Source organism: Halolamina sp., assembly GCF_036626355.1.
Classification (GTDB): Archaea; Halobacteriota; Halobacteria; order Halobacteriales; family Haloferacaceae; genus Halolamina.
The window spans coordinates 25755-42049 of the sequence record NZ_JAZKRY010000005.1; the positions used below are offsets into that span (position 1 = coordinate 25755).

The following is a 16295-nucleotide window of genomic DNA, read 5'->3' on the forward strand; positions in this document are numbered from 1 at the left end:
TTCGCGGGGAGCGGTTTACCGGTGACGGTGCGGCGTCGGGTCACTCCTCGGCGTCTGGGTCTGTACCGCCCGCTTCGCCAATCTCGTCGTCAGTTTCTCCCTCTTCCGCCCCCTCAGCAGCCTGTTCGCGGCGCTCCTTGGTGAGTTCTCGGGCTTCCGCGAGCACCTCCTCGGTCTCCTCGTCGAGGGAGTCGGCACCCTGAATCGCCGACTCGTCGACGCCACCGACCTCCGGGACGCCACCGCGGTCGTGCTGATGGCCACCCTCGTGACTTGCGTCCGCCTGGTCGCCGCGGAACTCCTCGGGGATATCCGCCTGCTCGACTGCCGCCTCGTCGTAGTCGACCTCCTCGGCGGCGTCGACGACACGCTTGCCCAGCGCCGGCGGAGTGAGCTCCGCCCACCCGTCGACATGGTCGTCCAGCCACGCCTCGTGGTCGTCCTCGTGGAGCATCGCCGTCATGGCGAGATGGTTCGCCAGATGCTCGCTGTCGTGCTGGGGCGTCTCACAGACCGGACAGCTGTAGCCCATACCCACCCGTTCGGCCGGAGCGTCAAAACAGGAGCGTTCGCGCCCGACCGGTCGTGCTACTCGCCTGGGCGCCAGTCGGTGAGCTCGAGCAACATCACGTAGGCGTCCTCGCCGTCGTCGTAGTAGCCCGGGACACGGCGAACCGCCTCGAACCCCACGTCGTCGTAGAGCGACTGGGCTGGCTGGTTGCTCTCCCGGACTTCGAGTTTCACCACGTGGGCACTCTCGACGGAGAGCGTGAGCAGCACCCGCTCCAGCAGCGCCCGGCCGATACCCTCGCCCTGGACGCTCGGGTGGACCGCGATATCCTTCAGATGACCGATATCCCGGCCGTGGTTCGGGGTGACGTCTGCGACCGCGTAGCCGACGACGGCGTCGTCCCGGACGGCGACCAGAAAGCCCGATTCGCCGACGAACTGCTCGAAGGAGGCGAACGGCCACGGCTGTGGGAAGACCGCTTTCTCGATGCGGAACACCGCGAGGAGGTCCGCCCGCTCGGCCTGCCGGATGGTGAGTCCCTCCACGCCGGACGTGTCGGGGGCGGAGGTCATAGCGAACAGTAACGCAGTTGTGCTCATAAACGATGCGGCCACGTAATACGCGGAAACTGAAAACGGTGGAGATCGGATGAGTCGACGAGCCGGTTCGGGAGAGCGGCTGATTGCGGCGAAACGCCGTTCAGTCGTCTGCCGGCGCGGCGCCACTTCCAGAGTCGTACTGCTGGCGGGTCCAGGCGAGCTTCCCGCCGGCGGCGAGAATCTCGCGCTCGCGCTCGGAGGCGTCGAGGTGGGCGGTCCCCTCCCACTCGTCGTTGACGCGGTAGGTGAACTCGGTCTGGCCCGAGCGCACGCCCTTGCCAACGTCGTCGATGATCTCGATCTCGTCGCCCTGCTGGATGTTCTCGTAATCGTCCTCCTCGATGGTGAGGGGGACGAGCCCGAAGTTGAACAGGTTCGCCTTGTGGATGCGGGCGAAACTGCGCGCGAGCACGCCCTCGATACCGAGGTACATCGGACAGAGCGCCGCGTGTTCTCGCGAGGAGCCCTGGCCGTAGTTCTCGCCGGCGACGAGGAAGCCACCGTCGGCGTCCAGCGCGCGCTGGGCGAACGTCTCGTCGACACGCGAGAGCGTGAACTCCGAGAGCTTCGGCACGTTGGAGCGGAACTTCAGGATATCCGACGTGGCCGGGATGATGTGGTCGGTCGTGATGTTGTCGCCCATCCGGAGCAGCACCTCGCCCTCCAGGTCCGGGTCGAGAGCGTCCTTCAGCGGCACGTCGCCGATGTTGGGCCCCTTGATGAGTTCGTCGTCGACGGCCTCATCGGGGGCGATGAGGTCGGCGTCCTCGCGGTCGTAGCCCGTCCCCATCTCGAAACCGGGGTCCTCGAGGTCGCCCAGCTCGTCGGCCAGATCACGCGGGTCGATGATTTCACCTTTGATCGCCGCCGCGGTGGCAACCTCCGGGGAGCAGAGGAACACCGAGTCGTCCTCGATGCCCGAGCGACCCTCGAAGTTGCGGTTGAACGTCCGGAGCGACACCGTGTCGCTACCCGGGACGTGACCGATACCGATACAGGCGCCACAGGTCGCCTCCGAGAAGTTGACGCCGGCGGCCATCAGCTCGGCCGTCCAGCCCTCGCGGGCGAGCATCTCGGAGGCCTGCTTGCTCGCGGGTGCGATGATCATCTCCGTCTTCTTGTTGACCTCGCGGCCCTCGAGCATCTTCGCGGCCGGGAGGATGTCCTCGTAGGCGCCGTTCGTACAGGAGCCGACCATCACCTGTTCGACGGTCTCGCCGGCGACCTCGCGCACGGGGACGACGTTGTCCGGCATCGAGGGTTTGGCGATGAGCGGTTCGAGCTCCGAGAGGTCGACGACGATTTCGTCGGCGTACTCGGCGTCCTCGTCGGGCTGGAGGTCGACGTACTCGTCGGAGCGGCCGACGCGGTCGAGCCAGTCCTCCGTCTTCTCGTCGGTCGGGAAGATCGAGGAGGTGGCGCCGAGTTCGGTCCCCATGTTCGTGATGGTGGTCCGCTCGGGCACCGAGAGCGTCTCCACGCCCGGGCCGGTGTACTCGAACACCTTGCCGACGCCGCCTTTCACGCTCAGGCGCCGCAGCAGCTCCAGAATGACGTCTTTCGCGGTCGCCCACTCGCCCAGCTCACCTTCGAGCCGGATGCTGACGACTTCGGGCATCTCGACGTAGTAGGCGCCGCCCCCCATGGCGACGGCGATGTCGAGGCCGCCGGCGCCGATGGCCAGCTCACCGAGCCCGCCGGGTGTCGGCGTGTGGGAGTCCGAGCCCAGCAGCGTCTTGCCGGGCGCGGCAAAGTTCTCCTTGTGGACGTTGTGACAGATACCGTTGCCGGGACGAGAGAAATGCGCGCCGAACGTCCCCGCGGCAGACCGGAGGAACCGGTGGTCGTCCGTGTTCTTGAAGTCGAACTGGTAGGTCTGGTGGTCGCAGTACTGGGCCGCAAGCTCGGTCTGGACCTCGTCCAGGTCGAGCGCCTCGAACTGGAGCCAGACCATCGTGCCGGTCGTGTCCTGTGCAAGTACCTGGTCGATCTCGATCCCGATTTCCTCGCCGGGTTCAAGCTCACCCTCAGCGAGATGATCGTCGAGGATTTTCTCCGTGATTGTCTTTCCCATATCGTCCGAAGATGCGCTCGGCTGAGATATAAATCCGGCGAGAAGCCGTCCGACGCCATCGCCGACTCCGCCACCGTTAAGCCCACCCAGGCGCTCCCCCGCGATATGTTCCGTTCCGGCCGGGCCGTCGCGGCAGCTATCGAGGCTGCGGGGACCGGCACCGAAGCCCCGCTTCCAGCCGTAGCCATCCAACCCAACGGTGTCGATCTCACCGTCGAGCGTGTCTTCGAGCAGCAGTCCGCCGGCCATGTCGGCCGCGACGGGAAATCCATCGGCGACCGCGCCGAGGTCGACCCGGTGGGCGACGACCCACCCACCTACCGACTCCCCCCGGGCGGCTACATCGTCCGCTACGGCGAGGTGCTGTGTGTCCCGGAGGAGCACGTCGGCTTCGTGCTCCCGCGCTCGACGCTGCTTCGCAACGCCTGTACGCTCAACACTGCTGTCTGGGACGCCGGCTACGAGGGGCGCGGCGAGGGGTTACTGCAGGTCCACCACGAAATCGAGATCGAACAGGGCGCCCGCATCGGCCAGTTCGTGCTCTCCGGAGCCGAACACGAGGGGACGTACGGCGGGAGCTATCAAGGGGAGAACACACCGTGAGCCACACATCCGACGATGGCTGACCGCCCTGTCGACCCGGCGCTCTACCGAGAGGCGTTCGCGGCAGCCACCGGTGCGAACCTCATCACCGACGACGCGTTCCGCATCGTCGACGCCAACGACGCCTGTCTCGAGACGCTTGACTGGGGGGACGAGGCGCTCCTGAACACCACCCCTGCGCAGCTGTTCGTGGACCCAGCGGTGTTCGAAGCAGCGACTGACCGCCTCACCGCCGGCAAGAACTGGCGTGAGGAGTTCGAACTCCGTACCGGAGACGGCCGCCGGCTGCAGGTTGCGGGGACCGCCACACCCATCTACGTCGACGGCGAGCGCCGCGGCGCTGTCTTCGGTTTCGTCGACCTCACCAACCGACACAACCGCCAGGAGAGCCTGCGAGTACTGAACCGCGTGCTCAGACACAACCTCCGGAACGACGCCAACGTCGTTCTCGGCCATCTGGAGACCGCCGCCGAGCTCGCAGCGAACGAGCGCGTCGTGGAGTCCATCGAGGTGGCCAAAGAGCGGACGAAAGGGAGTCTCGACCGCGGCCAGACCGCCCGCGCGTTCAGCCGGCATCTCGTCACCGACGATGAGGCGACGCTCTACCCGGTCGATCTCGCCGGCGCGCTGAAACAGGCGATCAACACGGTCGACACCGAGGCGGCGACGCTCCAGGTCGACGTCCCATCGGGCCTCCATATTCGGGCTGACGAGACGGTCACCTCGGCGGTTCGGAACATCGTCGAGAACGCCGTCGAGCACACCGGGCCGACACCGACCATCGCTATCGATACCGTGGCCGACGAGGAGACGATTACGCTACGGGTCGGTGACGACGGGCGAGGGATCCCGCCGGAGCGCCGTGACCGCGTGCTCGAGCGCGGCGGGTCGGCGGTTCGACACGGACAGGGGCTGGGGCTCTTCTTCGTCGACCGCCTGCTCGACGTGTACGGCGGCGAACTCACAATCGACGAGAGCGACCTCGGCGGCTGTCTAATCCTGCTGGAGTTCCGGCGTGCGAGTGATGATGGGGTCGAGTTCGAGCTGGGATAGTGAGGTGATTGTGGCTGAGAGGGAGTTGAACCCCAGTCACTCCGCTTCGCTTCGTTCCCTGATTCAGAGTCTCTCTCACGACGAACGACACGCCTCGCTGTGGCTCGGCGGTCGGTTACGGGCTGAGAGGGACTTGAACCGGAGGAAGACGTGCTCGCTCACTTCGGTTCGCTGCGCGCGACTTCCAGGGTTCAAGCCCTCCAGCGACGCCTCTCACGGTTCAGGTAGTTCGCCGGAGAAGCGGGCTGAGAGGGACTTGAACCCCCGACCGTCTGGTTAAAAGCCAGACGCTCTCCCTAACTGAGCTATCAGCCCGCAGTTGTTCTAACTCCGGCCGCCCCATAAGCGTTTAGAACCAACACGGCGCCCCAGGCCGCTTCCCCGAAAGCTAAAGCACCGTAGCCCGACCCGTCACCATGAACCTCCGTCGTTTCACCGAGCGGCTCATCGAGTTCGAGACCACCGACGGCCAGGAGGCCGCGGCTGCGGCGTGGTTCCGCAGCCGACTGTCGGAGTTGGGGTTCGAGACCTACGAATGGCTGGCCGACGCCGAGCTACTCGCCGACCACCCCTCGTTCCCTGACGACCCGGCTGCCATCGAGGTTGCCGACCGTCCAAGCGTCGCAGGCGTCCTCGAGGTTGGCGACGCCGACGCCGGGCCGACGCTCGTCCTGAACGGCCATCTCGACGTGGTTCCGGCCGACGAGGACGCGTGGAGTTCGCCGCCGTTCGAGGCTGTCTGGGACGAGAGCGACTCCGGCGAGACGCTCACTGCCCGCGGCGCAGTCGACATGAAGGGGCCCCTCGCTGCATGTGTGTTCGCCGCACTCGACGCCGCCGATGACGCCGAAGAAGCCGGACTGGACGGCCGACTCATCGTCGAGGCGGTCGTCGGGGAGGAGGAAGGCGGCATCGGCGCCGCCGCCGCGGCGCTCTCGAACCCCTATCCGTTCGAGCGCGACGCCGCGCTGGTTGCCGAACCCACCGAACTCCAGGCGGTCACCGCCACGGAGGGCACCGTGATGAAGCGCCTGGAGATACAGGGCCGGGCGGCCCACGCCGCCAGCCGCTGGGTCGGCGAGGATGTGCTCCCGCATTTCGAGACCATCCGAACCGCGCTACTCGAGTTGGAGGGCGAACGCACTGCAAGCATCAGCCACCCGCTCTACCAGGAGTTCCCCATTCCCGCGCCGGTTTGCTTCGGGACAGTGACCGCCGGCAACTGGGCCTCCTCGGTCCCCTCGTCGCTGACAGCTGAGATTCGCATCGGCGTCGTGCCAGGCGAGACGGTCGACGAGGTGGAAGCGCAGTTCGAGGCGAGATTCGGCGAGGTCGTCGAGGAGAGCGAGTGGCTCTCGGAGCACGTACCGGCGTTCGAGCGATTCAGCATCCAGTTTGAACCTGCCGAGACCGACGCCGAGGAGCGAGTGGTCCGTGACCTCCAGAGGGCGATGGGTGAGACAGGCATCGACGACACCGAGCCACGGGGGGCGACCTACGGCGCGGACTCACGCCACTACGTTGCCGCGGGCATTCCGACCGTCGTGTTCGGCCCAGGGAGTATCGAGCAGGCACATTTCCCCGACGAAACGGTACACTGGGACCAGGTTGAGCAGGCACGGGAGACCATCGCGGAGACGGCGCGGAACTTCCTGGCCTGAGCGCCCATCTGTGACTGACTGAACCCGACACTGGGTTGGACGACGCCCTACTCCGCGTAGCGGTCTTCGAGCGCCTCCGTGACCACGTCGCCAGGTTCGCAGTTGCGCATCGACGCCTCACGCCGAAGCTCTCGGTACGCCTCCTGAGACAGTGAGAGGTCCACCGATCCGGATTCGACGCCTGACTCTCGTAGCGCCGCCGCCGCCGACGTCCCGCTTCCTACCTCGCTCGCGAGTGAGCGCACCTCCCGAACCGTCAGGTCGTGGTCGAGCGTCGCCCAGGCGAGGTCGAGGCGCTCGGTCCCTTCGACGCGGGCGATGTGTTTGGCCGCTGAGGGGGCGATATCCCCACGGGCGACGTGGCGCCGGACGGACTGAGGCAGGTCGTGGACCCGCGCCCACTTGCGGATGAACGAGATAGGCGCGTCGCCAGCGCGCTCGGCGGCGGCGCGGTAGGAGCCGACCCCGCGCACGAGCGCTGCACAGGCTGCCGCGCCGCGCAACATCGCGACCGAGTCGTCGCCGTCGAGCTTCTCGGAGTCGACGAACGCCTGGAGCGTCTCGGCGGCGAGGTCGACGCTCTCGGGGTCGTCCGGGTCGAAGTCGACTGCGTCGCTCGCGCGCTCCCCAGTGATCTCGGGGTCGGCCCGCACGACCGGCTCCCCCACCCGCTCCCGGCGGTCCGTGGTGGCCGCCTGGTCGGCGGCGTCATCCGGGCCCTCGGGATCGAGTTCTGACATTGCCGGCAAGTTAGCTCCGGATAGGCAAAAGGCTCCCGCGTGTGGGCGAAGCCAGTACACGGCAGCCGACGGTTCCGCTGTGAACCGGCCACGAGCGTTATGCACGTCCATCTCGGAGGGCGAAGCCACCGACACCGCCCACGACCTCCCTGCAAAGTTCGGGAAGATTCTCACCGAAGAGTTCGACGGCGACGAGTTCATCGACCGCGCCGGCGTCGACGACGCCACGGCCGAGTCCTCCGTCACCACCGGTATGGACATACTCGAGAGCGTCGTTCCTAACCGAGAGGTCGAACCGCAGAGCTTCCAGCCGACATCGTGGAGCTGCTGTCACCGGCGGTTTGAACCGGGTTCTCCACGGCGGTTCGGTCTTCTCGACCCCCGACAGCTTTCTTGCTGCCGACACATCTATGCCACCATGTCTCCCCGCGGGAACCCAGCAGCGTGGCAGGAGCCCGAGGCCATCGAGCACGCTGTCGAAGAGGTCGAGGGGCGCTCGCGCCCGCTCGACGGCCCCGGCGACCTCGACGGCCTCGTCGACTACCTCGCCGACCGACAGTTCGTCCTGCTCGGCGAGGCCTCACACGGCACCTCGGAGTTCTACCGCTGGCGCGCACAGCTCTCGGCGCGGCTCATCGAGGAGCACGGTTTCGATTTCGTCGCCGTCGAGGGTGACTGGCCCAGCTGTTACATCCTGAACCGGTTCGTGAAGGGGCGGCCCGACGCGCCCAAGACGGTCCGCGAGGCGCTGGAAACGTTCACTCGCTGGCCGACCTGGATGTGGGCCAACTGGGAAACCGTCGAGTTCTTCGAGTGGCTCGCGCTCCACAACCGGGAGTTCGAGGACGACCCCGCCGGCTTCTACGGCCTCGACGTCTACAGCCTCTTCGAGTCGATGGACGCTGTCGTCGAGCATCTCGAGGCGACCGACCCCGGAGCCGTCGAGTTCGCCCGGGACGCGTACCGCTGTTTCGAGCCCTACGGCGAGGACGCGCGGGAGTACGGCCGGTCGACCCGGCTCGTCCCGGAAACCTGTGAGGACGAGGTGGTCGACGTACTGACTCGCCTGCGAGAGGAGGCGCCGACGTACGACGGCGACGAGAGTCCTGACGAGCAGTTCAACGTCGAACAGAACGCGCGCGTCGCCAGGAATGCCGAGGAGTACTACCGCTCGCTTGCAGGGAGTGGGAACTCGTGGAACGTCCGAGACCGCCACATGGCGGATACCCTGGATCGCCTGATCGAGCAGCACGGCGACGACGCCACGGCCATCGTCTGGGCGCACAATACCCATATCGGCGACGCCCGCGCGACCGATATGGCCCAGCGGGGCCGGCTGAACATCGGCCAACTCGTGCGCGAACGCTACCCCCCCAAGGAGGTCGCACTCGTCGGCTTCGGCTCCCACCACGGGTCAGTCATCGCGGCCGACGAATGGGGTGCCGAGATGGAGTCAATGCGCGTCCCCGAGGCGATGGAGGGGAGCTACGAGGACGTGTTTCACCGGGCCGGCGGCGAGGACCGCCTGCTGTTCACGGGCCGAATCGCGGCTGGCGACGCGCTGGCCGAGGAGCGCGGGCACCGAGCCATCGGCGTGGTCTACCACCCCTCACTCGAGTCGGGGAACTACGTCCCGACGGAGCTGCGCGAGCGCTACGACGCCTTCATCCATATCGACGAGTCAGGATCGCTCCACCCGCTGGACCTCCATCCGGACCGCGAGCAGGTGCCCGAACTCTACCCGTTCGGTCGCTAAGTCGTCAGATACTCCTGTGCCTCCTCGTCGGTCACCTGCCCGAAGTTCCGGTAGAACCGCCCGACTGCACCGAACCGTGCGGGCTCCTCGAGCGCGATGACCTCGTCAGCTTCCTGCCGAATGCGGTCGAGCGTCGACGGCGGACCCACCGGCACCGCGACGATGATGGACTCAGCACCCCCACTTTTCAGCCGGCGGATGCTCGCGAGCATCGTCGCGCCGGTCGCGACGCCGTCGTCGACGAGGAGGACCCGCCGGCCCTCGATTGGCTCGGGCGGCCCTTCCCGGTACGTCTCCTCTTTCTCACGAGCGGTCTCGGCTGCTTGCTCCCGTGCCGACTCGAGATACGCATCCGAGACGTCGAGTTGCTGGATAGCCTCGTCGTTGAGCCAGGCGCTGCCGTCCGGGGCGGCCGCGCCGATGGCGTACTCGGGGTTGTTCGGCGCACCCATCTTCTTCGCGGCGACGATATCCAGCGGGAGGTCCAGCCTGTCCGCAACTGGGCGGGCGACTGGGAGCGCCCCGCGAGGGATTCCCAGAACCACATCCGCGTGCACCCCCTCCGTGTGGAGCCGTTCGGCCAACTGCTCACCGGCATCCGTTCGGTTATCGAACATGTGTTCGTGTTGGGCTGCCGGCGTGAAACCGATATGGGGGATTCCAAGGGTCTGAGAACCGCTCGAACGTTATCGATTCGAGCGCGCCCAGAACACCGAAAAGACGACTGTCGCGTGGACGACGGCACCCGCAAGCGCTATCCACCGGCCAGCGAGGTTCGCGCTCTCCACACTCGCGAGCAGTCCGATACTCTCCACTGCGACGCCGGCGACGAGCAGCCACCCAGCGAGGGCGGCCGTCCTGTCGTCGATACCCGGTACCGTGGCGATGCCCGGCGGGTAGAACTGGTAGCTGACGCCGGCCACCGCCAGGCCGAGGAAGCCAAGCAGCGCGACTCTGACGTGGGCCTCGGCGACTGGCAGGGAAAGGCCGGTAAACGCCATATGTAGCCCGAGAACGGCGACGGCGACGGCGGCGGCGCTGGACCCAAGCAACAGATAGAGGCCGATGCGCCGCCGGTCGCTCCGGCCGAACATATCGGCGTACGCGACCGCGAAGCCAACCAACGCGACCGCTTCCAGGCTCGCGCCGAGGCGGAACAGCCATCCCGCGCCGAACGACGACACCAGGAGAAGCGGTCCAACCGCGCCGGCCGCGAGCACGGTGCCGACGAGCGGTGTCCGGGGTGAGACGACGAGAAAGCGTGGGAGCAGCCGGAAGCCGATGGCGAACACGAGCAGCGCGGCGGTGCCGGCGGCGAACAGATGCGAGAGCGGCGGGCCGCCGGCTGGAAGCGAGGCGGGGAGGGCACCGACTACGTCGAGAACCGGCAGGAACGCCGCGGCGAGGAGATAGCCCAACGCCACCGGAACGAACGCGTTGGCGATGCGGTCGACGGCCCGTCGGTCAGCTTTCGCGTCGACGGTTCCCGTCTCCCGCCCGGTGATGTTGTCGCGGACGCTCCACGCGAGGATGCCGACGAAGAGGCCGCAGCCGAGCGCCCAGAAGCCGGTGCCGATCGTTGCCCAGTGTGTCGGGACGACGCCAGCCGCCGCCGCCGCGATAGCAGCCGTTCCGACGACGGCGAGGGGGAGATGGAGCGCCGGCGCCCGCGGTACAGCGAGGCTCCGGTCGAAGTAGGAGGGAACGAGCGCGTACGCCTTGCCGAACACCATGTGGAGCACGAAGCCGTAGAGCCCGAGCGTGACCGCAACCCCTCGGCCGGCGCCCGCGACGACGGCACCCTGCCAGCAGACGAGCCACACGAGGCTCGCGACCACGAACAGGCGCGTCCACCGAGACACCGTCGCGGAGGCGGTCGTCACGGCTCTGTGTTCAGCGCCAGCGGTAATTCGGTTTCGGGCTGCTGGCCGGACTGAACCGACTCGGGAGCGCCGGGCATCGTCCGGACACCTGCCGGGACCGCACCTGTGCGTGGCTCCGAACACGTTCGGGTCGCCGAGAGGAGAACATCTTCGGCCGAGCGTAGTAGTCACCGGACGGCGAACCACTGGCACTCACCATGAAGATCGGAATCGTCGGCGCGGGGCTCACCGGGCTGGCGCTACAGCAGTATCTGACACCGAGGGGGACCGAGAGCGTCGTCTTCGAGTCGTCCGCCGAACCGGGCGGCGTTATCAGGAGCCGTACCGTCGACGGCCGAACGCTCGAGTTCGGTCCACAGCGAACCCGGCTCTCCCCGCCGGTTGCGTCGCTCGTCGGGGAGCTCGGTATCGGTGACCAGAGACGCGAAGCGGACGACGGCCCGCTGTTCGTTTATCGCGACGGCGCGCTTCGTCGCGTTCCCTTCAGCATCGGGGATGCCGTCGCGACCGACCTCCTCTCCGTTCGGGGGAAACTGCGGCTGCTGCTGGAGCCGCTGACCGACCCGCCCCGGGCCGGGGAAACCGTCGAGGAGAGCCTCACGCGAACGCTGGGGGCGGAAGCCGCCGAGTACCTCGTCGGGCCGCTCTACGGCGGCATCTACGGCTCCCACCCCGACGAGATGGAGATGGAGTACTCGCTGCTCCGCGCGCTGGACACGTACGGCGTCGACCGAAGTCTGCTCGCAGCAGCGCTGCGGGGGAAACTCGGACGCTCGGACCCGTCCCCGGTCGTGTCCTTCGACGGCGGGATGCAGGCGCTCCCGCGGGCGATCTACGAGCGCCATCGCAACCGAATCCACCTCGACACGCCCGTCGAGGCGGTTCGGGACCTCGACGACCGGTTCGGACTCGAGACGGCCTCGGGCATGAGGATCGTCGACCGCGTCGTGCTGACGACGCCTGCAGATGTCACCGCAACGCTGCTCGACGCCATCGCTCCAGCGGCGGCCTCGGAGCTCCGTCGGCTCACCTACAACCCGCTGGCGCTGGTCCATCTCGTGCCCGAAACGACGATGGATGCAACGGGGTTCCAGGTTCAGTACGAGGAGGCGTTCCGGACGCTCGGTGTGACCTGCAACGCCGATCTCTTCGACCGTGACGACCACTACACGGTGTTCCTCGGCGGGGCACGGACACCCGGGCTCGTCGACTGGTCGACCTCGGAGATACGCGAAACTGCCCGACGCGAGTTCTCGGAACTCACGGGAGTAGCGGGGCGTGTCGTCAACGTCCACCGGCTCCGGCGGGGGATGCCGGCCTACGACACGTCCTGGAGCGCGCTCGACCGGGTCGAGACACCGACTGGCGTGCAGCTGTCGGGAAACTACGTGTCGAGAGCGGGGATTCCGGGCCGAATCGGCGAGGCGAAACAGCTGGCCGAGCGGGCAAGTCAGGCTGCAGCCAACGGGTCCGAGCCACGCTAACCCAGAGATATTCGTGAGGGAACCTATCCGTGGGGTGGCCGTACTCTCCGTATGAACTCTCTCACAGTATCGGTAGCGCTCGACGCCGCACCCGACGCAGTCCGTGAGAAGATCCGCGACGTGGAACCGTTCATGCGTGCCGCGGAGTTCGACGGGGTCGTCGTCGACGGCGACCGCATCGAACTGACAAACGGCGTCGGCATCGCCACCATCGAGCTGACGCTCGAACTGTTCGACGAGCCTGACGCGGACCTCGCGTATCGCCAGCGCGACGGGATCTTCGACGAGATGGTCACGCGCTACACCGTCGAACCGACAGAGGACGGCTCCGTGGTGACGGCCGAAACGGAGTTCCAGATCGACGTCGCGCTCGTCGGCAAGCTGATGGACGCGACGATTATCAAACGCCAGCGCAGAAAGGAGTTGAACGCACAGTTCGACTGGCTGGAAACCGAATTCGGCGGCTGAGTGGGGAGCGACGGCGACAGCACCTCAGACGCTGTACGAGGAGTCGAGTTCGGGTGCGCTCGCTTCGAACCCGGCTGCCCGGAGGTCGGCAGCGAACTGCTCGCAGCGGTCGCCGTGGTTCACGAGGACGGGCGTGTCCTCGTAGGCGCTGAGAAACGCGAGAATGCCCTCGCGGTCGGCGTGTGCGGAGAAATCGTACTGCTCGACCCGCGCACTGATGGGCATGATGCGCCCATCGATCTCGGCGCGCCCCGTCTCCAGGAGCTCCCGGCCCGGCGTCCCCTCGACCTGGTAGCCCGTCAGCGTCACCGTGTTCGTCGGGTTCGCCCGGATTTCGGGGATGTACGTCATCGCTGGACCGCCCGAGAGCATCCCGCTCGTGGTGACGATAGCGGCGTTCTTCTCGGCAATCCGTTTCCGTTGGCCGTCCCGTCCGGTGACGAACCGCGCGTGGGATTTCGCCCGCTGGAGCGCCGCCGCGTCCCGGACGAACTCGGGGTACCGGCGGAGCATCTTCGTGACCGCCTTTCCCATCCCGTCGACGTAGCAGGGGATGTCGTATGCCTCGCAGACCAGCAGCATCTCCTGGGTCCGGCCGATTGCGAAGGCGGGGACAACAGCGGTGCCACCCTCCCAGAGCGTCGTCTCGACGTGCTCGGCGAACTGCCCTTCGACAGAATCCCGGGGCTCGTGGGTCACGTCGGCGTACGTGCTCTCACAGATCACCACGTCGGCGTCCGGGCGGGCGGTCGTCCCGGAGACGAGGCGCTGATCAGCAGTGTGGAAATCGCCGGTGTAGAGCAGGGTAGTTTCCCCATCGTCGACGAGCACGTGCGCACTGCCAGGGATGTGGCCGGCGTCGAAGAACGTCACCTCGTAGCCGCCCGCCTCGAAGCGCTCGCCGTAGTCGTGGCGCTGCTCGGCTTCGCCGAGGCGGAGGAGCTCCTCCCGGGTAAACGGACACTGCGGAGAGTTGCCGTGAAGCTTCAGCGTGTCCTCTGCGAGCGTCCGCGCGAGTTCGCTGGTCGGCGGCGTCCAGTGAACCGCCGGCCGGTCACGGCCCGAGAGCAGCGCCGGGACAGCACCGGCGTGGTCGAGGTGGCCGTGGGAGACGACTACTGCCTCCGGCGACGGCGTCTCGATGGGGTAGCGCGGCGGGTTGCCCGCGAGCAGACCGAAATCGAGCAGGAGCGACTCGTCGACGAGGATCGCGCTCCGGCCCACCTCGCGGGCGCCGCCGAGGAAACGAAGCTGCATCGACCTGTTCTCGGCGCCGGTCGGGCTTGTGGGCGTCGGTTCGGACGGCGCCTGGCGTTACGGCTGTGCGTCGTCGCCGCCCGGATACCGCCGGACCTGGAACGGCTCGTAGCCGCCGTAGGCGACCTCTAGGGCGCCCATCCACCAGTTCCAGCGCTCGGCCGGCGAGCCCTCGCGGGCGTCGGCGAGTTCGTGTACGACGACATCCGCAGTCAGCGGGTGTGAGCGGTCCCGCGCGTGCTTGCGGGAGGCGGCCAGATCCGCGGCCTGGCGCGCGACGGTTCTGCGCTCGGCGTCGCTGCCGCCGAATCTGGCGAGCGCGTCAACCAGTGCACCGGTGTCGATGTCACGACGCTCGTCCGCGGGCTCCGTATCGTCGTCACTCATGGTCCCGCCACCACTCGCTCCGGAGCGCTCCCTCGACGGAGGGCAGCGACGCCACCACACAGTCGCCCAGAACGAGCTGGACGAGGGCGAACGGAACGAGACGATGCATATGCTGGGACAAGGTAGGCGCCGCCCAAAGGCGTTCGGGCCTGCGACGTCGCCGCGCTGGCTGGCGCCGCCGCTCGTGAGTGTTGAGCGGCTGAGAGGAGTAAGCCCCCTTCTGTTCGTCCCGGCATTCGGCTGAGCATCCGCACCCGGCCAGGCGCTCCTGGCTCGCCGGACTACCTACGGGTACGGATTTGCACCGGCGAGGTTTCGCCGTTCCATCCGTTCCCACCCGTCGGCTCACGGCTTCCGCCGCTCGCCCAGTTTGTGGCGCGAGGCGCCACATGCCCTCTGCGGGTTAACTCCCTTCCCTTGCGGGTCGGTTCGCGCGCGTCACTGGTCAGGGTGGGGGGTCTCGTTTCTGTTCCAGAGCCAGCCGTCTCCGACTCCGGATTTGCATCCGGTCGCCCGTCCGGCGGTGGGGGGACTTTCCTCATGTCCCTTGCTTGCGGGCTGGGACACGGGAACCGGGCTCTCTCTGCCGGGTGAGAGTACGTCGCTGACCAGTTTAAGGGGTTCGGTGAGAGTGGTTACTCCTCGGCCCGAAACCCAACGGCCTCGGCCTCGACCGCCGCCCGCTCGGTGGCGTCGTCGATGCTGAACTCACGGACGAGTTCGCCGTCACGAATCAGCGGTTCGAGCAGTGACTCGGCGCCGCCTGGCCCATCGCGGCCGCGCAGGCCGATGTGGTGGCCACCCGTCTCGGTACGGTAGACCTCCTTGGCGCCCGAGAGCTTCCCGCGCTTTGCAGCCGGCTCGCCGTCGACTTCGACGATATCCAGCGCAAAATCCACCGGGTCGGCATTGGCGACGTAGCCGCCGACGCCGAAGCCGTCCGCCACGTCCCGCAGCGCCCGGAGCTCCGTGGGCGTCAGCCCGCCCGAGAGCAGGATATCGGTCTGGGGGAGCTCCCGGGCGTCGAGCTCCCACCGGACTTCCCGGACGATATGGCGCAGGTCGCCGCGGCGCGAGCCGGTCGTGTCGAGGCGGATCCCGTCGATGCGGTCACCAAGCTCCTCGACTGCTCGAATCGCCTCGTCTTTCTCGTCGGAGTAGGTGTCACAGAGCGCGACCCGGGGAACGTGCTCCTCGACGGCCTCGTCGAAGGCGCGCCAGGCCGCTTCCTGGTTCCCCCGACCGAAGCAGATGAGCAGCGAGTGCGGCATGGTGCCGCCGGGCTCCTTGTCCAGGAGCTCACCGGCTGCGATGTGGGAGAAGCCGTCCATGCCGCCGACGAGGGCCGAGCGCTCCACCATCGCGCCGATGGCGGGGTGGACGTGCCGCGTCCCGAAAGAGAGCACCCGGCTGTCGGGTGCGGCGACGCGGGCCTCCAGCGCCGCTGTCGCGACGCCGGAGGCGTGAGAGAGAAAGCCCAGGAGCGGCGTCTCGTAGCGAGCGAAATCCAGATAGTTCCCCGCCAGTCGGAGCACCGGCCCGCCGTCGAACAGCGTCCCCTCCGGCATCGCGTCGACGTCGACGGGCATCCCCTCCAGCAGGTGCGCAGCGTCTTTCACGCCCGCGAACAGCTCGAACGCCCCGGTCGGGAACTGGTCGGCGGTCACCTCGCAGGTGACGCGGGGGTTCTTCCCAGTGTGGCGGAGCGCCTCTTCGGTCCGCGCGAAGTAGGCAGCAGTGGCCCGCCCATCGGCGATGGCCGCCTCGCTGACGATATCGAACGTAGGCATGCGTCAGGGTTCGACGAAGCCGACCAAAA

16 protein-coding genes, 1 tRNA gene and 1 other RNA gene are annotated in these 16295 nt (G+C 67.6%); 6 read left to right on the forward strand and 12 right to left on the reverse strand.

Annotated features, from left to right (window positions below):
• Positions 1-40: 40 nt before the first annotated feature.
• From V5A38_RS01510 to V5A38_RS01520, 3 genes are all read right to left on the reverse strand, one after another.
• Positions 41-532: a DUF5810 domain-containing protein gene (locus V5A38_RS01510; RefSeq protein ID WP_332323979.1), complete on the reverse strand. Its 492-nt coding sequence runs from the start codon at positions 530-532 to the stop codon at positions 41-43.
• Positions 533-588: 56 nt separating this feature from the next.
• Positions 589-1083 carry a ribosomal protein S18-alanine N-acetyltransferase gene (gene rimI, locus V5A38_RS01515; RefSeq protein ID WP_332323980.1) on the reverse strand — a complete coding sequence of 165 codons (495 nt, stop codon included), beginning with the start codon at positions 1081-1083 and terminating at the stop codon, positions 589-591.
• A 127-nt stretch (positions 1084-1210) separates the two neighbouring features.
• Complete coding sequence (locus V5A38_RS01520) at positions 1211-3184, reverse strand: aconitate hydratase (RefSeq protein ID WP_332323981.1); 1974 nt, start codon at positions 3182-3184, stop codon at positions 1211-1213.
• Between the two features lie 105 nt (positions 3185-3289).
• Between V5A38_RS01520 and V5A38_RS01525 the strand changes: the two genes are divergently transcribed.
• Both V5A38_RS01525 and V5A38_RS01530 read left to right on the forward strand, forming a co-directional pair.
• The gene (locus tag V5A38_RS01525) at positions 3290-3787 is read left to right on the forward strand and encodes a deoxyuridine 5'-triphosphate nucleotidohydrolase (RefSeq protein WP_332323982.1); all 498 of its coding nucleotides are present in this window, start codon (positions 3290-3292) and stop codon (positions 3785-3787) included.
• A gap of 15 nt (positions 3788-3802) precedes the next feature.
• A complete protein-coding gene (locus V5A38_RS01530; RefSeq protein WP_332323983.1) occupies positions 3803-4840 on the forward strand; it encodes a PAS domain-containing sensor histidine kinase in 1038 nt (345 codons plus the stop codon).
• 241 nt (positions 4841-5081) lie between these two features.
• Here V5A38_RS01530 and V5A38_RS01535 read toward each other — a convergent pair.
• Positions 5082-5155, reverse strand: a tRNA-Lys gene (locus tag V5A38_RS01535).
• A 101-nt stretch (positions 5156-5256) separates the two neighbouring features.
• Here V5A38_RS01535 and V5A38_RS01540 point away from each other — a divergent pair.
• On the forward strand, positions 5257-6501 hold the full coding sequence (locus tag V5A38_RS01540) for a M20/M25/M40 family metallo-hydrolase (protein WP_332323984.1): 1245 nt from the start codon (positions 5257-5259) through the stop codon (positions 6499-6501).
• 47 nt (positions 6502-6548) lie between these two features.
• Here V5A38_RS01540 and V5A38_RS01545 read toward each other — a convergent pair whose 3' ends face one another.
• Positions 6549-7241 (reverse strand): hypothetical protein, encoded by a 693-nt coding sequence (locus V5A38_RS01545; protein WP_332323985.1) that lies wholly within the window; start codon positions 7239-7241, stop codon positions 6549-6551.
• A 97-nt stretch (positions 7242-7338) separates the two neighbouring features.
• Entirely contained in the window at positions 7339-7647 is a 309-nt protein-coding gene (locus tag V5A38_RS01550) for a hypothetical protein (protein ID WP_332323986.1), read from the reverse strand.
• A gap of 12 nt (positions 7648-7659) precedes the next feature.
• Here V5A38_RS01550 and V5A38_RS01555 point away from each other — a divergent pair, with 12 nt between their 5' ends.
• Entirely contained in the window at positions 7660-8997 is a 1338-nt protein-coding gene (locus V5A38_RS01555; RefSeq protein ID WP_332323987.1) for an erythromycin esterase family protein, read from the forward strand.
• Here the strand turns inward: V5A38_RS01555 and V5A38_RS01560 are convergent.
• Entirely contained in the window at positions 8994-9614 is a 621-nt protein-coding gene (locus V5A38_RS01560) for a phosphoribosyltransferase family protein (RefSeq protein ID WP_332323988.1), read from the reverse strand. The genes V5A38_RS01555 and V5A38_RS01560 overlap by 4 nt on opposite strands.
• A 69-nt stretch (positions 9615-9683) precedes the next feature.
• Positions 9684-10880, reverse strand: coding sequence for a hypothetical protein (locus V5A38_RS01565; protein WP_332323989.1), 1197 nt, complete (start codon positions 10878-10880; stop codon positions 9684-9686).
• A gap of 197 nt (positions 10881-11077) precedes the next feature.
• Between V5A38_RS01565 and hemG the strand changes: the two genes are divergently transcribed.
• Both hemG and V5A38_RS01575 read left to right on the forward strand, forming a co-directional pair.
• On the forward strand, positions 11078-12364 hold the full coding sequence (gene hemG, locus V5A38_RS01570) for a protoporphyrinogen oxidase (protein ID WP_332323990.1): 1287 nt from the start codon (positions 11078-11080) through the stop codon (positions 12362-12364).
• Between the two features lie 51 nt (positions 12365-12415).
• Positions 12416-12832 carry an SRPBCC family protein gene (locus tag V5A38_RS01575; protein WP_332323991.1) on the forward strand — a complete coding sequence of 139 codons (417 nt, stop codon included), beginning with the start codon at positions 12416-12418 and terminating at the stop codon, positions 12830-12832.
• A 24-nt stretch (positions 12833-12856) separates the two neighbouring features.
• Here the strand turns inward: V5A38_RS01575 and V5A38_RS01580 are convergent, their stop codons facing one another.
• From V5A38_RS01580 to V5A38_RS01595, 4 genes are all read right to left on the reverse strand, one after another.
• Positions 12857-14089 (reverse strand): MBL fold metallo-hydrolase, encoded by a 1233-nt coding sequence (locus tag V5A38_RS01580; protein WP_332323992.1) that lies wholly within the window; start codon positions 14087-14089, stop codon positions 12857-12859.
• A 57-nt stretch (positions 14090-14146) separates the two neighbouring features.
• Positions 14147-14476 (reverse strand): hypothetical protein, encoded by a 330-nt coding sequence (locus V5A38_RS01585; protein WP_332323993.1) that lies wholly within the window; start codon positions 14474-14476, stop codon positions 14147-14149.
• A gap of 197 nt (positions 14477-14673) precedes the next feature.
• An RNA gene (gene rnpB / locus V5A38_RS01590) (RNase P RNA component) lies at positions 14674-15064 on the reverse strand.
• 47 nt (positions 15065-15111) lie between these two features.
• On the reverse strand, positions 15112-16266 hold the full coding sequence (locus V5A38_RS01595; RefSeq protein WP_332323994.1) for a nicotinate phosphoribosyltransferase: 1155 nt from the start codon (positions 16264-16266) through the stop codon (positions 15112-15114).
• Positions 16267-16295: the final 29 nt, after the last annotated feature.

Bases quoted from the DNA above. Each gene is read 5' to 3' on its own strand.
- V5A38_RS01595 (WP_332323994.1), bottom strand. From the start codon at position 16,266: ATGCCTACGTTCGATATCGTCAGCGAGGCGGCCATCGCCGATGGGCGG.
- V5A38_RS01560 (WP_332323988.1), bottom strand. From the start codon at position 9,614: ATGTTCGATAACCGAACGGATGCCGGTGAGCAGTTGGCCGAACGGCTC.
- V5A38_RS01520 (WP_332323981.1), bottom strand. From the start codon at position 3,184: ATGGGAAAGACAATCACGGAGAAAATCCTCGACGATCATCTCGCTGAG.
- V5A38_RS01580 (WP_332323992.1), bottom strand. From the start codon at position 14,089: ATGCAGCTTCGTTTCCTCGGCGGCGCCCGCGAGGTGGGCCGGAGCGCG.
- V5A38_RS01555 (WP_332323987.1), top strand. From the start codon at position 7,660: ATGTCTCCCCGCGGGAACCCAGCAGCGTGGCAGGAGCCCGAGGCCATC.
- V5A38_RS01585 (WP_332323993.1), bottom strand. From the start codon at position 14,476: ATGAGTGACGACGATACGGAGCCCGCGGACGAGCGTCGTGACATCGAC.
- V5A38_RS01530 (WP_332323983.1), top strand. From the start codon at position 3,803: ATGGCTGACCGCCCTGTCGACCCGGCGCTCTACCGAGAGGCGTTCGCG.
- V5A38_RS01540 (WP_332323984.1), top strand. From the start codon at position 5,257: ATGAACCTCCGTCGTTTCACCGAGCGGCTCATCGAGTTCGAGACCACC.
- hemG (WP_332323990.1), top strand. From the start codon at position 11,078: ATGAAGATCGGAATCGTCGGCGCGGGGCTCACCGGGCTGGCGCTACAG.
- rimI (WP_332323980.1), bottom strand. From the start codon at position 1,083: ATGACCTCCGCCCCCGACACGTCCGGCGTGGAGGGACTCACCATCCGG.
- V5A38_RS01575 (WP_332323991.1), top strand. From the start codon at position 12,416: ATGAACTCTCTCACAGTATCGGTAGCGCTCGACGCCGCACCCGACGCA.
- V5A38_RS01525 (WP_332323982.1), top strand. From the start codon at position 3,290: ATGTTCCGTTCCGGCCGGGCCGTCGCGGCAGCTATCGAGGCTGCGGGG.
- V5A38_RS01545 (WP_332323985.1), bottom strand. From the start codon at position 7,241: ATGTCAGAACTCGATCCCGAGGGCCCGGATGACGCCGCCGACCAGGCG.
- V5A38_RS01510 (WP_332323979.1), bottom strand. From the start codon at position 532: ATGGGCTACAGCTGTCCGGTCTGTGAGACGCCCCAGCACGACAGCGAG.